Here is a 17768-nt window from a genome sequence, read left to right as displayed (position 1 = left end):
AGTATAGGCACGGATCCTTCCATCCAACAGGAAAAAACCGATGCAGGTGAAAGTGAAATGGCTAGACCAGGTGGCGTTTGTCGGTGAGACCGACAGCGGCCATGCGGTGGTAATGGACGGTGCGCCGGACGCTGGTGGGCGTAACCTGGGCGCGCGCCCGATGGAGATGTTGTTGCTGGGGATGGGCGGTTGTACCAGCTTCGATGTGATTGCGATGCTGAAGAAGGCGCGTCAGCAGGTGCTGGACTGCGAGGTGAGTGTGGAGGGGACGCGGGCGGAGACCGTGCCGAAGGTGTTCACGGATATTCATGTGCACTTTCGGGTGTACGGCCACGAGTTGTCGGAAAAGCAGGTCGGGCGTGCGGTGGGCCTGTCCGCGGAGAAGTATTGCTCGGCCTCGCTGATGTTGGGCGCCTCGGCGAAGGTGACCCACGACTTCGAGATTATTGAGGGCCCGGCGCCGCGCTGAGGTTCTTTTCTTGGACTCGGAGGCCGAGGCGTCTACAATTCGCCGCTCGCTGCGGCCCGGGCAAGAGGACACGCCATGCCTCGTCACAAGAAGCAAATCAAGCTCCACGGTTTCAACAACCTGACCAAGAGCCTGAGCTTCAATATTTACGATATCTGCTATGCCTCGGGTGACCGGCATCGCGACGAATACATCGCCTACATCGACGAGGCGTACAACGCCCAGCGTCTGACTCAGATCCTGTCCGATGTGGCGCACCTGATCGGGGCGAATATCCTCGACATCTCGCGCCAGGACTACGATCCGCAGGGTGCGTCGGTGACCATGCTGATCTCGGAGGAGCCGGTGGCCACCGAGAAGATCGGCTACACCGAGGGCCCGGGCCCTCTGCCGGAGACCGTGGTCGGCCACCTGGACAAGAGCCACATCACGGTGCACACCTATCCCGAGGCGCACCCTGAGGGTGGCATCGCAACCTTCCGTGCGGACATTGATGTGTCCACCTGCGGGCGGATTTCGCCGCTACGGGCCTTGAACTACCTGATCCACAGCTTCGAGTCGGACATCGTGATCATGGATTATCGCGTGCGTGGTTTTACGCGCGACGTGCGCGGCAAGAAGCATTTCATCGATCACAAGATTAATTCCATCCAGGACTTCCTGTCGCGCGACACCCAGGAGAAGTACCAGATGGTGGATGTCAACGTGTACCAGGAGTACCTGTTTCACACCAAGATGGTGCTAAAGGACTTCGACATGGACACGTATCTGTTCGGCCTGGGCAAGGACGACTATTCGGCCAAGGAGGCCAAGCGCATCTCCAAACTGCTCAAGCACGAGATGATGGAGATCTTTTACGGCAAGAACATGAATCGACCGGGCTAGATACCTGCCGCCTTAGGCGTGATCTCTCAATAGGTTGTCCACGGGGCGCCTCCGCGCTCGGGTCAGATCCAGTAGGCTGTGCGTGTCATCACGCTGGAGGTCAGTGGCATCAGGATATTGCGCACCGGCCAGGGCGGCGCCTTGCCACCCAGCGCCATGGCGTGCGCACCGTGCTCCACTTCGTCCTGCTTCATCTGCGCCAGGATGCGTGTGGAGACCTCGTCCTGGGCCGGCAGGCGTTCCAGGTGGCGATCCAGATGGCGTTCCACCTGACGTTCGGTCTCGTCGATAAAGCCCAGGCTGTAGGCGTCGCCGGTCAGGCCGGCCAGCGCGCCCATCCCGAACGAACCCATATACCAGAACGGCCCCAGCAGGCTGGTGCGGCCTCCCAGGTCGTGCACCCGCCGCGCACACCAGTGCAGGTGGTCGCCTTCCTCACGCGAGGCCTGGTCCAGGTGCTCGCGGATCTCGGGGTTGCGCGCGGTCAGCATCTGACCCTGATAAAGGCCCTGGGCCGCGATCTCGCCGGCATGGTTCACGCGCATTAGCCGGGTCGACAGGTCGCGCTCGTGATCGTCCAGATGCGGACCTATATTGTCCCCGCCAGGTGATGGCCGGCCAGTCGAGCGGGCTTGCCCGGAGACGACCTTCACGAACGCATCGGCCTGGTTGATCAGATGATCCAGCGGGGAGAGGTGGCGCATGGTTTCGTACCGGTTGGAAGCGTCTTGGCGGATTCCATAAGGGTACCGCAAGCGGGTGCTGGGATCAGTGCTCCGCGCGGGTTTTCAGACGCCCGGCCAGGAACCGAGCGGGCGACCGGATCGGCGGTGCGGTGCTCCTGTCGGCCGCCAGTGCGCGCAGGTGTACGCTGCAGCCGACATTGGGGCTGACGATCACATCCGGGTGATCCCCGGTTAGCGCTTCCAGGGTTTGGTGCCCGAGGCCATCGGCCATGCTTGGCTGGGTCAGCATTGCGGTGCCGCCCGCCCCGCAACAGTTCGGGGCGTCATTCACTGAGGTCAGCGTAATCCCGGGAAGCGCGCTCAGTAGCGCGGTCAACGCCTGGGCCTCCCGGGTCACGTTGCGCTGGGTGCAGGGTAGATGAAGGGCCACTCGCGTGGGTGCGTCGTCCCATGGCGACGCGCCGTTGTGTGCTTTCAGCTGCTGGGCTAGAAACCGGGTGAGGCTCATGCTGCGGGCCGCCAGGGTTCCGTCCGGGTATTCGCGTAGCGTGGCCTCGCAGCCGCTGTCCAGCGCAATGACAGGCAGGTTGCCGGGGAAGGCTTCGATGTTTTTCGCGCGCAGGGTTTGTGCAGCAACACCGTGGCCGACGTGCTGGTCGAGCGCGCCGCAGCAGACCTGGGCCTTCGGGATGGCGACACGAACGCCCAGAGCGGCCAACAGCTCCAGCGCGGCCTCCAAATCGGGTCCGGTGAAGAAGCGATCCATGCAGCCGGTGAATAGCAGGGCGTCGGCGGTTTCGATGTCCGCGGTCGCGCGAAGCCGGGGCGTTTTGGTCAGCGAGTCCCGGGTGTGGGCAAGACTGCGTCGCCAGTCGCCTGCGGGGAGCAGCCGGTCCATATGCAGGTACGCGCCGCTGCGGGCCGCCAGCCCCCCGAGACGGCGCAGGGTTGGGTGTTGCAGGGCCTGGTGCTGGAGTGTCTGGCGCCAGCGGCGGGCGCGTGAAGGCCTGGCCGGGTGTTCGTCCAGGATCTCGCGGGCGCGGTCCATCAGGGCTCCGAAAGGCACGCGTGCCGGACACACGGCCTCGCAGGATCGACAACCCAGACAGCCTTCCAGGTGGCTGCGCAGGCTTTCGGATTCGGGTTCCAGTCGACCCTGGGCCAGGCCTTGCATCAGGGTTAGTCGCCCGCGCGGCGAGTCGCCCTCCACCTGATGCCAGCCGTACGTGGGGCAATGCGGCAGGCACAGTCCACAGTGCACACACTGGTCCGCCGCAGAAAGTCCCCTGAATCTCAAGGGCTGGTCCGATGCTCCCAACGGCTTTGCTAGGGTTTCGCCTCTATTCTCTTCTGTGAGGTTTCCCATGCTCGTGCGTTCGTTCCGACCTGTTGGCCCCGCGTTTGTCTCGCTCATCCTGTTGAGCATACCAGCCTCGCAAGGGCTGGCCTGGGAGGCTGAAGGCTGGCAATCGACCATTGAACTAGGGGCCTCGAAGACGACCGGCAATACCGAGTCGACCAATGCCACTGCGCGCTTCCGCGCCGAGCACACCACGATCGACTGGCGCAATCGCATTCGTCTGGATGGGTACTTTCACGAAGAAGACGATGAGACTACCGGGCAACGTTACATCGCCGGCTATCAGGCGGACCGCAAGCTGGGCGAACACGATTATCTGTTCGGGGCCCTGCGCTACGAGAGAGATCGCTTCAGCAACTACGACTACCAGGCCTCGGCTACGACGGGTTACGGTCGCCGGCTCATCGACGGCGAGCGGGTGCGGCTGGACGGCGAGATCGGTGCCGGTATGCGCCAGGTGCGCATCCGCACGACCGGGGAGACCGAGAGCGAGCCGGTTGGTCGACTGGCCGGAAACTTTCGCTGGGATATCAGCGACAACGCTCGGCTGACCGATGAGCTGCTGATCCTGACCGGTAGCGACAATACCGAGATCGAGAACATCCTTGCCCTGACCGCGGACATCTCGAGTCGGTTGGGCCTGCGCACCAGCTTCACCGTGAAGCACAACACCGACGTCGAGCCTGGTGTGGAAAACACGGACACCATCACGGACGTCAGCCTCGTCTACCGCTTCCGCTGATCGCGTGGACAGCGGGCGTGGTCGCCCACCGTTTCGTGGGCGGCAGCGTTATCATGAGCCGGATCGATCACCGGAGAATCCGATGGGGTACTACCAGCGCCATATCTTTTTCTGCACCAATTGCCGGGAGGACGGCAATTGCTGCGAGGATCACGGGGCGACCGAGATGCGCGCCTACGCCAAGAATCAGGCGAAGGCCATGGGTATCCACGGCAAGGGTCAGGTGCGGGTGAACACCGCCGGCTGTCTCGACCGCTGCAATGAGGGCCCGGTGGCGGTCGTTTACCCCGAAGGCGTCTGGTACACCTACCATGACGAGCGCGATATCGACGAGATCCTGGAAGAACACCTGAAAAACGGGCGTATCGTCGAGCGCTTGCAGATCTGACGCATGCCGCGTTCACTTGACTTTGAGCGGCGGGTTCCAGAGAATTCGCAGCCCGCGTGGCTACGTAGCTCAGCTGGTTAGAGCACATCACTCATAATGATGGGGTCCCCTGTTCGAATCAGGGCGTAGCCACCACCGATTCCTTTAAAAGGGCTGCCTTCCGGCAGCCCTTTTTCGTTTCCCCCGCTCTCGGTTTCGTGGTTGGCGATGCGTATGCTGATCCCTCTGACGAGCGGGGAGTGGCGAGATGCGCATGATCGTTGTATCGATGCTGAGCCTGGCGTGGCTGTTGGCGGTGCCGGTTGCGGCGGATGGGCAGTCCCGGCCGGCGGGTTTTGTGGACGCCGCGGATGTTGTGCCTGGGCTGGTCGAGGAGATCCGTTATTTTGGCGAAGAGAACTTCGTGGGGGAGCCGATTGATGGTTATCAGGCGCCCGCCTGTATTCTGACCCACTCGGCGGCGAAGGCGCTGGCTCAGGTGCAGGAGCGCCTGGCCGGGTTTGGGCTGGGTCTCAAGGTCTTCGACTGCTACCGGCCGCAGCGGGCGGTCGCGCACTTCGTGCGCTGGGCCGAGGACCTCGAAGACACTCGGATGCAGGATCGGTACTACCCGGATGTCGCCAAGGAGGATTTGTTCGAGCAGGGCTATATTGCTGAACGCTCCAGTCATTCCCGGGGGTCGACGGTGGATCTGACGCTGATCGACGCCGAATCCGGTGAAGAGCTGGATATGGGGACGGGCTTCGATCGATTCAGTCCGACCTCGTGGCCTCGCGCCGATGTTGCGCCCCAGCCACGCGCCAATCGCATGCTGCTGCAGCGCCTGATGGTGGAGGCCGGCTTCGAACCTTACGATCAGGAGTGGTGGCATTTCACCCTGGCTGCTGAGCCGTTCCCTGAAACCTACTTCGATTTTTTGGTCGACCGCGAGCGCGTAGATTGATCCATGTCTTTCTAGTCACACATTGCACCCGAGCGTGTCATATTGCCGCCTGCGAGACCCTCGGCTAGACTGCGCGCCGGCCAGCGTTGTGTGTCGCAACGCGGGCCACCCCCGAACAATCTCGGACGAGTCCCATGAAACGATACGGAATCCGCATCCGTCTGCCAGAAGGCAGCACCATGGCCATGCCGCACCTGCTGGGTCCCGACTGGGAATCCTATCGCTGGTACGACACCGAGGCCGCGCGCGAAGAAGCCCTGGCCGACATGCAACGCGACCTCCCGAACTACCGCAAGGGCGACCATATTGCCCAGGTGTTGGAACGCGTCGAACGCGACGGCTGACGCCCCCTTCTGCCCGGCTGGCCGCCCGGCTGGCCCTTGTGTGACCGCCCCTTCCCGGCGGAATGGGCGCCCCTCGCACCATTAGATGTGTTTCCCGTGGTTGAAACGTGCCCCCCCGCGTGCTTAAGTGCGGGGCACGAACGGAATTACATCACATTTTTTGGTCCTTATCCGCCCGCTCGGACTGCAGGAGTCGTTGACCATGCCGACAAACAATTCTAACGAAAACATGGACCACGAGGTGCGGGCTGAGCCGGAGGTGCCCGAGGGCGGGGAGATCGAGACGCTGAGCCCCACTCCATCAAGGGCCGCGCGCGCGACGCAGCCGCGCAACGCGGCCCGGTCGAATGTCCTGGAGGGCAAGCTCGAGCGGGGTGGCGAACCGCACTACTTCACCGAGCGCGATCTCGACCGCATCCTGGAGAACCTTGATCACCTGCGCAATTCGGTATTCCCGCGCCTGACCAAGGGCAGCCAGTCGGAGGAGCACAAGCAGCAATTCTTCCCGTCGGTGTGTCTGATTGGCGTGGGCCGCTGCGGGTCGAACATCGCGTTGGATGTGGCTGCGCTCGTGCACAGTGCACGCTCCAATTACCTGCGCGAGTTGGATAACGAAGAGGCGGGCGGGCGCGAAAAGGAAGGACGCCCCCTGCGCTGGATCCGCAAGAGCCTGAACCTGCCGCCGGCCAATGCGGTGAAGCCGGTCTTCCTGATCGAGCCGATGGTGATGCTGGGCGATCTGGACAAGGACATCGAGGGTCGCATTCGCTTCTCCAACCGGGCGGGGCAGAACAACTTCATCGACAACTACAACAAGATGAAGATCATGGACCTGTCCGAGGTGCATGCGGGCGGCGCGGGTAATGCCCCCATCCTGGGCCAGTACCTGGCGCGCATCATCCTGAACAAGGACACCGACCAGTTCGCCAACGAGGACTGGAAGTTCATCCATTCCTATCTGATCGATTCCTGCGGGATCAAGGCGAACCAGTCGCGGCTGTACTTTTACATCTTCAGTGCAGGGGGTGGCACCGGCTCCGGCATGGCCTCCGAATTCGGGCTGGCGCAGCAGTATTCCTACATGCGCAAGACCTTCGATCCCAAGCTGGAGAAGCGCGAAGCCGCCAACCGTGATCACTCGTTCGTGTTCGAGCCGATCTTCGCGGCGGGGATCTGCATCCTGCCGAACATCCAGGACAACCGGGTCGAGATGTCCGAGGCGCTGCACATCAACGCGGGGCGTCTGCTGTGCAAGTACCTGGCGGAGGAATGGGACTTCTCCTACAACTTCGAGGCCGAGGAGACGCGTGACGAGGACATGATGCATCGCATCCGTCCGTGGAACGCGATGATGCTGATCTCCAACGACATCATGCGCTACGCGGAGGAGACCGACGACGGCAACATCCGTCACGTCGACGTGAACGCGATGGAGCGCTATGCCAACCAGTACATCTCCCAGCAGATCTTCAACATCCTGACCGCGCAGGCGGTGACCACCGACTACGACGAGGACTATTTCCGGCGTGCCGGGGTGGATATCGGAGAAACCATTCGCCTGGATGCCAACGACCTGTTCATGAGCCTGGCCGGCCCGGTTGCGGTTGCCTACGCGGAATCGGAGGTGGCAACCAGCGAGGACGCGGCATCCAAGAGCACTGCGCTGGATATCGACGACCTGTTCTTCCGTTCCATCGACCTGCCCCACTTCAACAAGCAGACCGAGGCCATCGAGGGGATCAGCCTGCTGCCGATCGATGCCCCGCGTTATCGCGAGGCGCTGAAGGGGTACAAGGAATCGGACATGGACGCGACGCACCTGCGCGATCTGCATTTCTTCAAGAATTGCTCGTCCATCGTCACGATCCTGTCGCTACCGAAGGACTACAAGCTGTCCTACATGGACCTGAATCGGCTGAAGTCGCACCTGAACGGCCTGTTCCCGAATACCACGCTCAAGCGCTACGCCCTGGTGATCGGTGCCTCGGCCAACCTCTCGTTGACCACTCTGGTGGTGAAGAGCCCCTGCCTGTCGGACGACTTCCTGACCCTGTTTGTCGCCTACATCAAGCGCTGCTTCGCCAATGACAAGACGCGCTTTGACGACACGCTGGATCACGCGGTGCTGGAGCTGATACGGGCCGAAGAGTTCGACGAGGCCCGCATCGACGAGATGCTCAACGAGCACGAAAACCCGACGCGCATCCTCGATACCAATTGGTACGCGATCAAGCCGATGTACGAGAAGAAGTATCGCGAGATGTGCAGCAACGAGAAGAGCTTTGTCTCGATCAACGACATCCGCCTGAGTCGCGAGAACGTGAAGCAGGCGATCCGCTATCTGCGCGAGATCTACCGTCATCGCACCAGCAAGACGCAGATCATCAGCCTGAACGACTCCGGCAAGACAGCCACATCCGCGCCGAAGCGCCGCACCAGCAGCAAGAAGTAGGCGGGCGCCCTGGCCGAGACGCCCGCGGTGGTGTATCGGGTCAGGGCAGTGTCAGTGGCTCCATCAGGTAGCACAGGCAGTCCTGGGCGATCACGCGGGTATCCAGCGTGAGCATGGACGGCATGGCCTGGCGCTTGAGTCGGATCTCCTGGCCAGTACGTTCCAGATACTCGTCGGTGACCTCGGAGCCGTCCTCTGCGATCGCGATCAGCGGATCCCGGGCGTCTGCGTGGACGTTGACCAGGCGCGAGCCGGCAGGCAGTAACTGGAAGTTCAGGCCATCCAGGTCGGGCTCCAGGCGCACGTGGTGCTGCGCATCCAGTCCCGCCTGTAGTCCCGCCCGAACCCGAACCTGGGCCACCGTGTGGAAGATCTCGATGGCGCCTTTCCGGGGCGGCTCTTCGGCGAAATGGTCCAAGTGCAGCACGGCATCAATCATCTCACGGGCGTGATCCACGCCGGCCGCGTCCTCAGGATGGCCGCATTCCAGCGTGACGGACGGCCCGAGGCGCGCCAGCGCCATGGAGGCGACCCCGCGGGGTCGGGTGAAGTACACCACCGTACGTCCGAACAGCGCGGCCAGGTGCAGGAATGGTGCATCCAGACGGTTGATGCAGGCGTAATGCGGATTGCGCCCGGTGTTGTTGTGCAGGTCGATCGCGGCGAACAGGCCGCGCCCCTCCAGACGTCGGCAGAGTTCGGCAAAGAGGTCGGCCTCGGGCGAGCCGCCCTGCTCGGTCCCCGGCCAGATGCGGTTGAAGTCGGGCTGATGGTCCAGGTGCCGCTGATTGAGCGCCGCGGCCTGCGGGTTGCCCACGATCAGGGTGAGCGCCCGAGGTAGCGGCCGCCCGGTGTACTGACGCAGGAGCTGCTGGACGGCGTGCAGGCCCACCGGCTCGTTGCCGTGCAACAACAGGACCACGGCCACGGCCGGCTCGCGCTGGCCTTCCAGGTGGATCAGTGCCGGGCCGGGTACGCACTGGTGCAAAGTGGTGGGCGTAGCCTCGAGGAAGCCGTCGGGCAGTTCAAAGTATTCGGTTATCGTGGTCACAAGTAATTAGAGTCCCCAAGTGTGAACGGCTGCACCGGTGTTCTGCCAGCCACGGTAGGCCCGGACCAGGCCTGGCCAGTCGCGTCCATGTCGCGCGACCCAGGCGCGTTGCCATTGGGCGCCGGTCTGGCCGCTGGCGACCCGTGCGGCGATGATGCCGAGCAGGGTATTGCGTTCACTGGCATCGATGCCCAGGCGTTCCAGCCCCTCGGCGGCCCGGGGTAGCAGTTCGCGGGTAATCAGGCGGGGTGCAGGCATTGGATCCCGGTGTCCCCAGCGCAGACGTGCATCGAGACCGTGGCGCGCCGCATTGTAGAAGTTGTCGCGTGCCTCGGAAAACGGGGTCTCCAGTGTGCCATCGGGCGATTCGGCCACCAGGTACTCGATAAGCCCCAGCGCAAAGGCCGTATTGGCCAGCATGTCGATCAGCGACGGTCCGGCCGGAAGGCAGCGAAACTCGAGCCGCAGGCTATGCCGGCCATCGGCGTCGCAGCCGACAATGGGGCGGTTCCAGCGCCAGATCGTGCCGTTGTGGAAGGCAAGGTGCGCCAGCCGGTCGGGTGTTTCGTCCAGGTCCACAGGGAGCAGCACCGGGAAGTGTTCGAGGTTTTCGGTGAACAGCTCGCCGATGGAGTCGTGCAGGTAACCGGTTCCGAAGGTGACGCGGCGGATCGGTCCGCGTGCCGAGTTGGCGAATCCGCCGACCTCCACAGACTGCTCGAAAAGCGGGATGCGGCTCTCGGCCCACAGGTCGTGGCCGAAGATATAAGGCGTGTTGCCCGCAGCGGCCAGTACCGGCGCAGTCGCGACCATGGTGGCGTTGTAGGTGCGGTGGGCGATCGCCGGGCGTGTCTCGATATGTATCTGGAACGAGGTGGCGGCGGCCTCCAGCATCACGTCCGCGTGGCGGTGCTGGAGGTGTTCGTGGCCGACAATATCGACCTCCAGCGGACGCTGGGCGCGCTGCTCCAGAATGGCGCTGTTCAGGGCCCGGTAGCGGGCCTGGTGCGACATGTGGTGGAGGCCCAGATCGCCGGGCTCCAGGGTGGGCAGGCTGCCGGCCATGAGCAGTTCGGCGCCGGCATGCCGAGCGGCGCGGCGCGCCTGGCGCAGGGTCTCGTTCAATTCGTCGAGAATGGCACCGAAACAGCCGTGCCCGGTATGAAACACGCTGCTGTTCAGCTCGATGTTGAACTGTGCCAGCTCCGGGGTGGCCAGCGGGCTGTCCATCGCTTCGAGAAAGGCGTCGTTCACCGGGAGCGGGCGCCCGTGCGTATTGCACAGCCAGGCCTCGATCTCAAAGCCTAGACGGGGCGGTGGGGGTGTTTCCAAGGGGGGCGCAGTCTTTAGCCAGTCCAACAGCCAGGCGGTTTCGTCGGCGAGGACACGGCGAAAGCGCTCGAAGTCTTGCGCCCCAAAATGCTCCTCGCGGATCTCCTGACCCAAGGCTAGTGGTTCCTCGTTATATTCATGGCAGGACCACCACTAATCCTCGTCCCGGTCGTCGGGTGCTTCGTCGTACAGGCTCTCGAGTAAATCGCCCCAGATCTGTTCGTGCTGTTCGATGAAGGTCAGAAGGCCCTTGCGGAACGCGAGGTAGTCGGTCTCGAAGGCCTCAAAATCGGCCCCGCCGTTCAGCAGCTTGGCGGCCCGGTCGGTCTGCTGCAGACTGTCGCGCAGGTTGAGGCTGGTGGCCATCGCGCCCTTGACGCGCTCGCGCTCATGCGGGATCCAGGCGCGGTCCGACAGCATGGAGCGTAGGTTCTCGCCCAGCTCCAGCAGGCGCTTGCGCAGGCGCGGAACGGCTCCGATGGTGCCGGTCTTGAGGTCGCCCCAGACGGCATCGGTGATCAGGCGTGCCCAGCGTTCGCGCAGGTCCGCGACGGTCGCGGGGTCAAAGGCGAACGAGCGCTCGAGTTTTTGCGGATCGAATGGCATTGGGTATCCTGAGCGCAGGAGTCGAGGGTGAGCGACTCATATGAACGACCGGACCGGAATAGCCCGCCGCCCGGTAGCGTCCTACAGGGTACAAGAACAAGCAAGGCCGCACGTACGGCCTGCGGATGGAGGAAGCAACAACATGGCGACCTGGTTCGCGCAGCGCAGGCTGCGTCAGAAGGTGTGCGACCTGCGGCCCCAGATGTATCGCATGGCATTTGCGTGGTGTCATGACGCGGCGCTGGCGGACGATCTGGTGCAGGAGGCAATGATGAAGGCCCTGACCCGGCTGAAGTCGTTGCAAGACGAGAACGCCCTGAAGGCCTGGGTGTTTCGGATTATGACCAACTGCTACCGGGACTGGGGGCGGCGGCAGAAGGACACGGTGGATGTGGACAGCATGGAGCTGCCCTGCGAGGACTGCCCGGAGCAGCAAACTGAACGCAACCGCATGATCGCGGATGTCCACCGGGCGATGGCCGAACTGAGTACCGATCACCGGCAGGTGGTCGCGCTGGTGGACCTGGAAGGCTTTGCCTATTCCGAGGTCTCGGAGGTGCTGGATGTACCCATCGGCACGGTGATGAGTCGCCTGAGCCGGGCTCGGGCACAGTTGAAAAAGGTGCTGCTGGAGCAGCAGGCCGACACGGGGAAAGCGGCCGATACACCCTATCTCAAGGTAGTGAGGAATCGGCATGTCGAATGAACGACTGAGTGCAAAGAACCGGCCTAGCGAGGAGATTCTCAACGCCTTCGTGGATGGTGAATTCTCCCCCGAGGACCGCCTGCACACCCTGAAGACGATTTCCTCCAGTGAGCACCTGAGCCGGGAAGTCTGTGACATGCACCAGCTCAAGGAGCTGGTCAATATGGCCTACGAGGACGTCCCGGCCGGGCGCGCCAGCACCGGTCGCTGCCGTCTCTCGCGCGGGGGCCGTTCGGCCTGGTTCCCGTCCGTCGCCGCCGGCGTCCTGGCACTGGTCGTGGGTTCGCTGGGCGGGTACGAGATCACCCGCGATGCCGGGTTCTTCAGTGGCCAGCATTCGGCCGCGAATGGGCAGGATGCCGGCGCCCTGGCGCAGGTCGCTGCCAGTCGGGATACGGCGGGTGGCGCCGCGGCCCCGCAGCAGGTGTTTTCGGCCACCGAGACCGACCAGATTTTGCTGCACATCAATGAGGGCGACACCCGTGCGATGGCAGAGCTCCTGGATGATATCGAGAGCATGTACCGAGAGGCGGCGACGGTCGGGCGCGACTTGAACGTGCAGGTCGTGGTGCACAACAATGCAATGAATCTGCTGCGCGCCGACAGCGCGCCCTACCCGGAACGGGTGGCCAGCATGGCGGAGGCGTATCCCACGCTGCGGTTCACCGCCTGTGCCCAGACCCTTAACCGTCTGGCGCGCGAGGAGGGCAAGACGGTCGACATCCTGCCGCAGGCCGAGCTGATCGATTCCGGCGTCGCCGAGGCGGCCCGCCGTCAGGCCGAGGGCTGGATCTACATCAAGGTCTGATCCGGGCGCGCCGGGAATTCCGATGATCCCTTATCTACGCGTTGCGCGCCCCGGCTGGCTTCTGGCCGGGGCGTTCTTGTTGATGCTGGTGGCTGGTGGTGCCACCGCGCTGCTGTTTGGAACCGTTTCCGAGGCACCGGCGGCCGACGAGCCGCTGCGGGTGGTCTATCACATCAACACCGATGACCCGGAGCTGCACCTGAATGCCCTGCGCAATCTCCAGAACCATATCGACGGTAGCCCTGCAGATGTGGTGCTGGAGATCAAGGTGCTGACCCACGGCAGTGGCGTCAGTCTTTTGCAGCACGCTGCGGAGGACCCTGACCTGCGTAGCACCGTGAATACCCTCAAGCTGCAGGACGTGCGCTTTCTGGTCTGTGGTAACACGCTGGACTCGCGCGGTCTCTCGCGCAGTGATCTGTACGAGGTGGCCAAGGAGGATGTGGTTTCAAACGGGATCGGCGAGCTGACGCGGCTGCAACGTGGCGGCTATACCTACATCAAGCCTTGAGCCCGACGCATAGCCGCGCCGCGTTCAACGCTGGCCGAGCTCGGTATCCAGTGTGGACAGACGTTCCGGGGTGCCGATGTCGCGCCAGTCGCCCGTGTAGTGCTCGCCGGTAACCCGTCCGGCCGCGATGGCCTCGCGTAGCAGCGGCCCCAGGGCGTGACGCCCGGGCGGCAGATCCTGGAACAGCTGCGGGTTATACCAGCCGATGCCGCTGAAGGTCAGGCGCTCGCCGCCTTCCAGCACGACCGATCTCCCTTTCAGGCCGAAGTCGCCCTGTGCGTGATGCCCGGGGTTAGCCACCAGTACTAGGTGCGCGAGCGCACCGCTGGACGCCGTGGACATGTTGGCTGGCGGAGTCAGAGGGTGGTCACACCAGACATCGCCATTGACGACCAGGAACGGTGCGTCGCCCAGGAGCGGCAGGGCCTGGCGGATGCCGCCTGCGGTCTCGAGGGCGCCCTCGGGCTCCGGCGAGTAGTGGAGGGTGATCCCTTGGTGCTGCTCGCCCAGGGCCGCACGGATCTGCTCGCCCAGATGTGCGAGATTGATCACCACATCGCGGTATCCGGCGGCCGCCAGGCGGTCCAGCGTGTGTGCGATCAGGGGGCGTCCGCCCGCCTCCAGCAAGGGTTTGGGGCAGTGGTCGGTCAGGGGGCGCATGCGTTCGCCGCGCCCGGCGGCCAGGATCATTGCGCGCACGTTCTAGTCCCTTTGCCTCTGCTTGGGCATGCGTTCGGGCATGTGCTCGCGGAACCACTCGGCGACGGGCGCCAGTTCAGGGTGCGACAGCCCTTGTGCCAGCAACCGGTGCAGGCGCGGCAGGTGCTCGAGGTAGCGGGGTTTGGCATCCCGGCGTGCCAGGCGCACGAAGATCCCCAGGATCTTCGTGGTGCGCTGGACGCCGAGCACACGATAGTGCTGGCGGAAGGCCTCTCGATCCCAGGCGGTGCTCGCGAGGTAGCGTTCCACGGCGCGCTCCACGGTGGCGGGTGATACGTCGCGCCGGGCGTCCTCCAGCAGCGAGACCACGTCATAGGCCGGGCTGCCGAGCACGGCATCCTGAAAGTCGAGGACGGCACAGTCTGTGGACGAGTCGGGTGGCAGCATCAGGTTGTCGACATGGAAGTCGCGCAGCACCAGAGTGTCGGGCAGCGCAGGCAGGTTTTCGAGAACGTCCTGCCAGGCGTTCAGAAAGGCCGCCCGGGACGCGCTCGGTATCGACGCGCCCTGCTGTTCCAGCCAGTACCAGTCGGCGAACAGGGCCGCCTCGTCCAGCAGCCGCTGAACGTCGTAGGTGGGCAGGTCCGCCGCCTCGGCGGCGTGTTGCGGCCAGGCCTGGTGCAGTTGAATCAGGGTGTCGATTGCCCGGTCATAGAGCGGCGCTACTGCGGCCCCGTCGGCCAGGGCTTGGGTGAAGGTCCGATCGCCGAGGTCCTCCAGCAGGACGAAGCCGGCCGCCGAGTCGTGGACGTGTACATGGGGTGGGCGCAGCCCGAGGGTCTCCAGCAGCCGCGCGATGCGCACGAACGGATCGGTCGCCTCGCGTTCCGGCGGCGCGTCCATCAGCACCATGGGCTCGGCGTCGCGGCGCAGGCGGAAGTAACGCCGGAAGCTGGCGTCTGCGCGCAACAGGGCGAGGTCCGTGAACGTCCCCGGCTGGCCCTCTAGCCAGGACAAGATCTGCTTGCTGCGGACGTCGTCCGGGATCATGTGCGGATCTCGGGTAGGTCGCCGGGCACCCGCTCCACGCGGGTTGTGATCCGGCCGTCGGGGTGCAGTTCCAGCACGCGGTATCCAGCATGTTCAGCGTCCAGGGCGAAGGCCGCGGAGCCCGGGGCGAACTGGATGCAGGTGGAGGGGCATCCGAGTAGTTCCACGCCACCGCGCACGGCGCGGAAGTCCTGGTGGATGTGCCCGAACAGGCAAGCGCGTACGTGCGGGTGACGGTCCAGTACCGCGAAAAAAGCCGCGGGGTTGGTGAGTCCGATACGGTCCATCCAGGCGCTGCCGATCGGCACCACCGGATGGTGGACCGCAATCATCGCCCAATGCGCCGGGTGGTCACCGAGTACCTGGTCGAGTCGTTCCAGTTCTTCCACGGTCAGGGTTCCGGACGCCTGATCCGGCATGGCGGAGTTGAGCCCCACGAGCAGCCAGTCTCCCAGCTCTTGGTGCCCATCCACGGCGTGACCGGCTTCCGCGAAGGCCTGCTGCAGCAGGTGTCGTGAATCGTGGTTGCCCGCCAGTCCAGCCAGTGTCCAGCCCTCCAGGTGTTCGTCGAGCAGCCCGAGGATGCGGGTGTAGACCTCCGGGGTGGGCGTCTCTGCCAGGTCACCGGTGAGCCACAGCAGGTCGGGCTCTTCCTCGCGCTGTTGCAGGGCGGCGAGTACACGGGCGAGCTGTTGATCGCTGTCCGGGTAGCCCGGCCGGATCGGTCCTGGTTCGAGGCCCAGGTGGGTATCGCTGATCTGGAAGATGCGTTGCATGCAAGGCGTGTCGCTGTTGTGGTTCGTGTGCTCGGAATGTGTGCTGGGGCGCGCCACCATTGTTGCCGCCCGCCCCGGTTATTGCCCTATACTCGATCGGGTGTACCGCATATCGCGCCGGGGCCTTTTCCGCATGGGGCGGGAGGGGGCTGGCGAGGGGTCCGAGATGAGCCAAGAAGCCAAGATCCGCCCGGATTCCGGGTATCGTCCGTCCGAGGACGAACCCTACATGAATCCGCGCCAACTGGACTACTTTCGTGCCAAGCTCGAGGCCTGGCGTGCCGAGCTGATCGACGAATCGGAACAGACCCTGGAGCATCTGCGCACGGAGAGCTGGCAGGAGCCGGACCCGAACGACCGCGCCAGCCATGAAACCGACGCCGGCCTGGAACTGCGTACGCGGGATCGCTACCGCAAGCTTCTGAACAAGATCGACGCGGCGCTGGCGCGCATCGACCGGGGGGAATACGGCTACTGCGAGGAGAGCGGCGAACCCATCGGGATCGCCCGGCTGGAGGCCCGACCGATTGCCACGCTGAGTGTCGCCGCCCAGGAAGCCCACGAACGCAACGAGGCTCGGTACGAACAGTAGTTCGCCACGGGTAGGCTTACCCTTCGTCTGACAGCGTGCGGGTGAAGACCCGCGAGTTTCGGGCCTGGTTGTAGCGAGCCTGGCGGCCGGCGGGCAGGTCGTCCACCTTGCCCAGCGTGTAGCCGCGCTCCTGGAACCACTGCGCGGTGCGCGTGGTGAGCACGAATACGCGCCGGATACCCTGGTCCCGCGCCAGCCCTTCCATCGCCTGCAGCAGCCGATCGCCGCGCCCGCTCCCGCGATAATCCGTGTGCAGGGCAAGACAGGCGATCTCCGCCGCATCTGACTCGAAGGGATAGAGCGCCGCGGTGCCGATGATCAGGCCATCGGCCTCCAACACCTGGAAGCGATCAATCTCCAGCTCCAGATGCTCGCGAGCGCGGTGGACCAGGACCCCTTCCGCTTCCAGTGGCTCCAGCAATGCATGAATGCCTCCCACATCGTCGAGGGTCGCCTGGCGCAGGCGCTCCAGCGGTTCGCGTGAGACCAGCGTGCCGATCCCCTGGCGGGTGAAGAGCTCGGTCAGGAGGCCGCCGTCGTCGCGCCGGTCCACCAGGTGTACTCGCATCTCGCGGGCATGGCAGGCGTCGATTGCGCTCCTCAGGTGATTCGCCAGTTCCTGCGGCAGATCGGCTCCGGTCTCCAGCAGTTCCTGGGCGGCCGGAACGGTGAGTTGGTCGAACACCCCATGTTCCGGGTCACGCAATACGCCCGCTTCGGTCAGGAAGATCAGCTTGTCGGCATCCAGCGCGATCGCCACCTGGGTGGCGACGTCCTCGCCGGAGAGATTGAAGACCTCGCCGGTGGGCGAGTAGCCCAGTGGCGAGACCAATGCGACCTGCTCCCGGTCCAGCAAAGCGGTGAGTGCGGCGGTATCGATCCCGCGGACCTCGCCGGTGTAATGGAAGTCCACGCCGTCGCGCACACCCAGTGGGCGCGCGGTGACGAAGTTGCCACTGGCCACCCGCAAGCGAGCGTTGCCCGTTCCTGGCTGCCCCAGGCTGCGCGAGAGCAGGCCTTCAATCTGCAGGCGCAGCCGTCCGACCGCGTCGAGTACCGCTTCCAGGGCCTGGGCGTCGGTGACGCGCAGGCCGTTGGCATAGGCCGGGGTCAGGCCGCGCTCGCCCATGCGCGCCTCGATCTGCGGCCGCGCCCCGTAGACCAGGACGACTCGAATCCCCAGCGCATTGAGCTTGGCGATGTCGCGCATCAGCGCAGGGAACTCCGGCGCCAGGGCCGCCTCGCCCGCCAGCGCAATCACCATAGTGCGCCCGCGATGCGCCGCGATGTAGGGCACGGCGTCGCGGAACCATGCAAGCTCCCCGAGCTGCGGGGCTCGCCGCGAGGGCGTGTGCGGTCCTGGGAATGGTGGAGGTGCGTTGGTCACGGCGCTTTCCGTTTCCTGTC

General features: G+C 64.5%; 20 protein-coding genes and 1 tRNA gene. 12 read left to right on the top strand and 9 right to left on the bottom strand.

What is annotated here, in order from left to right:
* Positions 1-40: 40 nt before the first annotated feature.
* Both D002_RS0112210 and speD read left to right on the top strand, forming a co-directional pair.
* Complete coding sequence (locus D002_RS0112210) at positions 41-469, top strand: OsmC family protein (RefSeq protein ID WP_018142211.1); 429 nt, start codon at positions 41-43, stop codon at positions 467-469.
* Between the two features lie 75 nt (positions 470-544).
* Positions 545-1354 carry an adenosylmethionine decarboxylase gene (gene speD, locus D002_RS0112205; RefSeq protein WP_018142210.1) on the top strand — a complete coding sequence of 270 codons (810 nt, stop codon included), beginning with the start codon at positions 545-547 and terminating at the stop codon, positions 1352-1354.
* A 62-nt stretch (positions 1355-1416) separates the two neighbouring features.
* Here the strand turns inward: speD and coq7 are convergent, their stop codons facing one another.
* Positions 1417-2058, bottom strand: a complete 642-nt coding sequence (gene coq7 / locus D002_RS0112200; protein WP_018142209.1) for a 2-polyprenyl-3-methyl-6-methoxy-1,4-benzoquinone monooxygenase — start codon at positions 2056-2058, stop codon at positions 1417-1419.
* 64 nt (positions 2059-2122) lie between these two features.
* The gene (locus D002_RS0112195; RefSeq protein ID WP_231362946.1) at positions 2123-3301 is read right to left on the bottom strand and encodes a (Fe-S)-binding protein; all 1179 of its coding nucleotides are present in this window, start codon (positions 3299-3301) and stop codon (positions 2123-2125) included.
* A gap of 103 nt (positions 3302-3404) precedes the next feature.
* On the opposite strand from D002_RS0112195, the gene D002_RS0112190 reads away from it, so the two are divergent.
* From D002_RS0112190 to D002_RS0112165, 6 genes are all read left to right on the top strand, one after another.
* On the top strand, positions 3405-4142 hold the full coding sequence (locus tag D002_RS0112190) for a YdiY family protein (protein WP_018142207.1): 738 nt from the start codon (positions 3405-3407) through the stop codon (positions 4140-4142).
* Between the two features lie 82 nt (positions 4143-4224).
* Entirely contained in the window at positions 4225-4530 is a 306-nt protein-coding gene (locus D002_RS0112185) for a ferredoxin (protein WP_018142206.1), read from the top strand.
* 58 nt (positions 4531-4588) lie between these two features.
* Positions 4589-4665 (top strand) — tRNA-Met (locus tag D002_RS0112180).
* A gap of 133 nt (positions 4666-4798) precedes the next feature.
* Positions 4799-5473 (top strand): M15 family metallopeptidase, encoded by a 675-nt coding sequence (locus D002_RS0112175; protein WP_369772101.1) that lies wholly within the window; start codon positions 4799-4801, stop codon positions 5471-5473.
* A 134-nt stretch (positions 5474-5607) separates the two neighbouring features.
* Positions 5608-5817, top strand: a complete 210-nt coding sequence (locus tag D002_RS0112170) for a hypothetical protein (RefSeq protein ID WP_018142204.1) — start codon at positions 5608-5610, stop codon at positions 5815-5817.
* Positions 5818-6019: 202 nt separating this feature from the next.
* Entirely contained in the window at positions 6020-8269 is a 2250-nt protein-coding gene (locus tag D002_RS0112165) for a hypothetical protein (protein WP_018142203.1), read from the top strand.
* Between the two features lie 40 nt (positions 8270-8309).
* On the opposite strand, the gene D002_RS0112160 is transcribed toward D002_RS0112165, so the two are convergent.
* Genes D002_RS0112160 through D002_RS0112150 form a run of 3 tightly spaced genes read right to left on the bottom strand, consistent with a single transcriptional unit; the run spans position 8310 to position 11258 of the window.
* On the bottom strand, positions 8310-9320 hold the full coding sequence (locus D002_RS0112160; protein ID WP_018142202.1) for a M14 family metallopeptidase: 1011 nt from the start codon (positions 9318-9320) through the stop codon (positions 8310-8312).
* Positions 9321-9326: 6 nt separating this feature from the next.
* Positions 9327-10766: a glutamate-cysteine ligase family protein gene (locus D002_RS0112155; RefSeq protein WP_018142201.1), complete on the bottom strand. Its 1440-nt coding sequence runs from the start codon at positions 10764-10766 to the stop codon at positions 9327-9329.
* Positions 10767-10805: 39 nt separating this feature from the next.
* Positions 10806-11258 carry a hypothetical protein gene (locus D002_RS0112150; protein ID WP_018142200.1) on the bottom strand — a complete coding sequence of 151 codons (453 nt, stop codon included), beginning with the start codon at positions 11256-11258 and terminating at the stop codon, positions 10806-10808.
* A gap of 142 nt (positions 11259-11400) precedes the next feature.
* Here D002_RS0112150 and D002_RS0112145 point away from each other — a divergent pair, with 142 nt between their 5' ends.
* The 3 genes from D002_RS0112145 to D002_RS0112135 are packed head-to-tail and all read left to right on the top strand — an operon-like array spanning position 11401 to position 13283.
* Positions 11401-11964: an RNA polymerase sigma factor gene (locus D002_RS0112145; protein ID WP_018142199.1), complete on the top strand. Its 564-nt coding sequence runs from the start codon at positions 11401-11403 to the stop codon at positions 11962-11964.
* Positions 11954-12772 (top strand): hypothetical protein, encoded by an 819-nt coding sequence (locus tag D002_RS0112140; protein ID WP_018142198.1) that lies wholly within the window; start codon positions 11954-11956, stop codon positions 12770-12772. The genes D002_RS0112145 and D002_RS0112140 overlap by 11 nt, the downstream gene beginning before the upstream one ends.
* 22 nt (positions 12773-12794) lie before the next feature.
* Positions 12795-13283, top strand: a complete 489-nt coding sequence (locus D002_RS0112135) for a DsrE family protein (protein ID WP_018142197.1) — start codon at positions 12795-12797, stop codon at positions 13281-13283.
* Between the two features lie 24 nt (positions 13284-13307).
* Here the strand turns inward: D002_RS0112135 and murU are convergent, their stop codons facing one another.
* The 3 genes from murU to D002_RS0112120 are packed head-to-tail and all read right to left on the bottom strand — an operon-like array spanning position 13308 to position 15769.
* Complete coding sequence (murU, locus tag D002_RS0112130; RefSeq protein ID WP_026181701.1) at positions 13308-13982, bottom strand: N-acetylmuramate alpha-1-phosphate uridylyltransferase MurU; 675 nt, start codon at positions 13980-13982, stop codon at positions 13308-13310.
* A gap of 3 nt (positions 13983-13985) precedes the next feature.
* Entirely contained in the window at positions 13986-14993 is a 1008-nt protein-coding gene (locus tag D002_RS0112125) for an aminoglycoside phosphotransferase family protein (RefSeq protein WP_018142195.1), read from the bottom strand.
* Positions 14990-15769 (bottom strand): metallophosphoesterase, encoded by a 780-nt coding sequence (locus D002_RS0112120; RefSeq protein WP_018142194.1) that lies wholly within the window; start codon positions 15767-15769, stop codon positions 14990-14992. The genes D002_RS0112125 and D002_RS0112120 overlap by 4 nt, the downstream gene beginning before the upstream one ends.
* 166 nt (positions 15770-15935) lie before the next feature.
* On the opposite strand from D002_RS0112120, the gene dksA reads away from it, so the two are divergent.
* A complete protein-coding gene (dksA, locus tag D002_RS0112115) occupies positions 15936-16361 on the top strand; it encodes an RNA polymerase-binding protein DksA (RefSeq protein WP_018142193.1) in 426 nt (141 codons plus the stop codon).
* 16 nt (positions 16362-16377) lie between these two features.
* On the opposite strand, the gene argA is transcribed toward dksA, so the two are convergent.
* The gene (argA, locus tag D002_RS0112110) at positions 16378-17748 is read right to left on the bottom strand and encodes an amino-acid N-acetyltransferase (RefSeq protein WP_038055488.1); all 1371 of its coding nucleotides are present in this window, start codon (positions 17746-17748) and stop codon (positions 16378-16380) included.
* Between the last annotated feature and the right edge of the window lie 20 nt (positions 17749-17768).

The sequence above is a fragment of the Thioalkalivibrio sp. ALJ7 genome, from assembly GCF_000376865.1.
Classification (GTDB): Bacteria; Pseudomonadota; Gammaproteobacteria; order Ectothiorhodospirales; family Ectothiorhodospiraceae; genus Thioalkalivibrio.
This window is presented reverse-complemented; position numbering and strand designations above follow the sequence as displayed.

Bases quoted from the DNA above. Each gene is read 5' to 3' on its own strand.
- coq7 (WP_018142209.1), bottom strand. From the start codon at position 2,058: ATGCGCCACCTCTCCCCGCTGGATCATCTGATCAACCAGGCCGATGCG.
- D002_RS0112125 (WP_018142195.1), bottom strand. From the start codon at position 14,993: ATGATCCCGGACGACGTCCGCAGCAAGCAGATCTTGTCCTGGCTAGAG.
- D002_RS0112210 (WP_018142211.1), top strand. From the start codon at position 41: ATGCAGGTGAAAGTGAAATGGCTAGACCAGGTGGCGTTTGTCGGTGAG.
- speD (WP_018142210.1), top strand. From the start codon at position 545: ATGCCTCGTCACAAGAAGCAAATCAAGCTCCACGGTTTCAACAACCTG.
- D002_RS0112150 (WP_018142200.1), bottom strand. From the start codon at position 11,258: ATGCCATTCGATCCGCAAAAACTCGAGCGCTCGTTCGCCTTTGACCCC.
- D002_RS0112120 (WP_018142194.1), bottom strand. From the start codon at position 15,769: ATGCAACGCATCTTCCAGATCAGCGATACCCACCTGGGCCTCGAACCA.
- D002_RS0112190 (WP_018142207.1), top strand. From the start codon at position 3,405: ATGCTCGTGCGTTCGTTCCGACCTGTTGGCCCCGCGTTTGTCTCGCTC.
- D002_RS0112185 (WP_018142206.1), top strand. From the start codon at position 4,225: ATGGGGTACTACCAGCGCCATATCTTTTTCTGCACCAATTGCCGGGAG.
- D002_RS0112175 (WP_369772101.1), top strand. From the start codon at position 4,799: ATGCTGAGCCTGGCGTGGCTGTTGGCGGTGCCGGTTGCGGCGGATGGG.
- D002_RS0112140 (WP_018142198.1), top strand. From the start codon at position 11,954: ATGTCGAATGAACGACTGAGTGCAAAGAACCGGCCTAGCGAGGAGATT.
- D002_RS0112170 (WP_018142204.1), top strand. From the start codon at position 5,608: ATGAAACGATACGGAATCCGCATCCGTCTGCCAGAAGGCAGCACCATG.
- D002_RS0112165 (WP_018142203.1), top strand. From the start codon at position 6,020: ATGCCGACAAACAATTCTAACGAAAACATGGACCACGAGGTGCGGGCT.
- D002_RS0112135 (WP_018142197.1), top strand. From the start codon at position 12,795: ATGATCCCTTATCTACGCGTTGCGCGCCCCGGCTGGCTTCTGGCCGGG.
- dksA (WP_018142193.1), top strand. From the start codon at position 15,936: ATGAGCCAAGAAGCCAAGATCCGCCCGGATTCCGGGTATCGTCCGTCC.
- D002_RS0112145 (WP_018142199.1), top strand. From the start codon at position 11,401: ATGGCGACCTGGTTCGCGCAGCGCAGGCTGCGTCAGAAGGTGTGCGAC.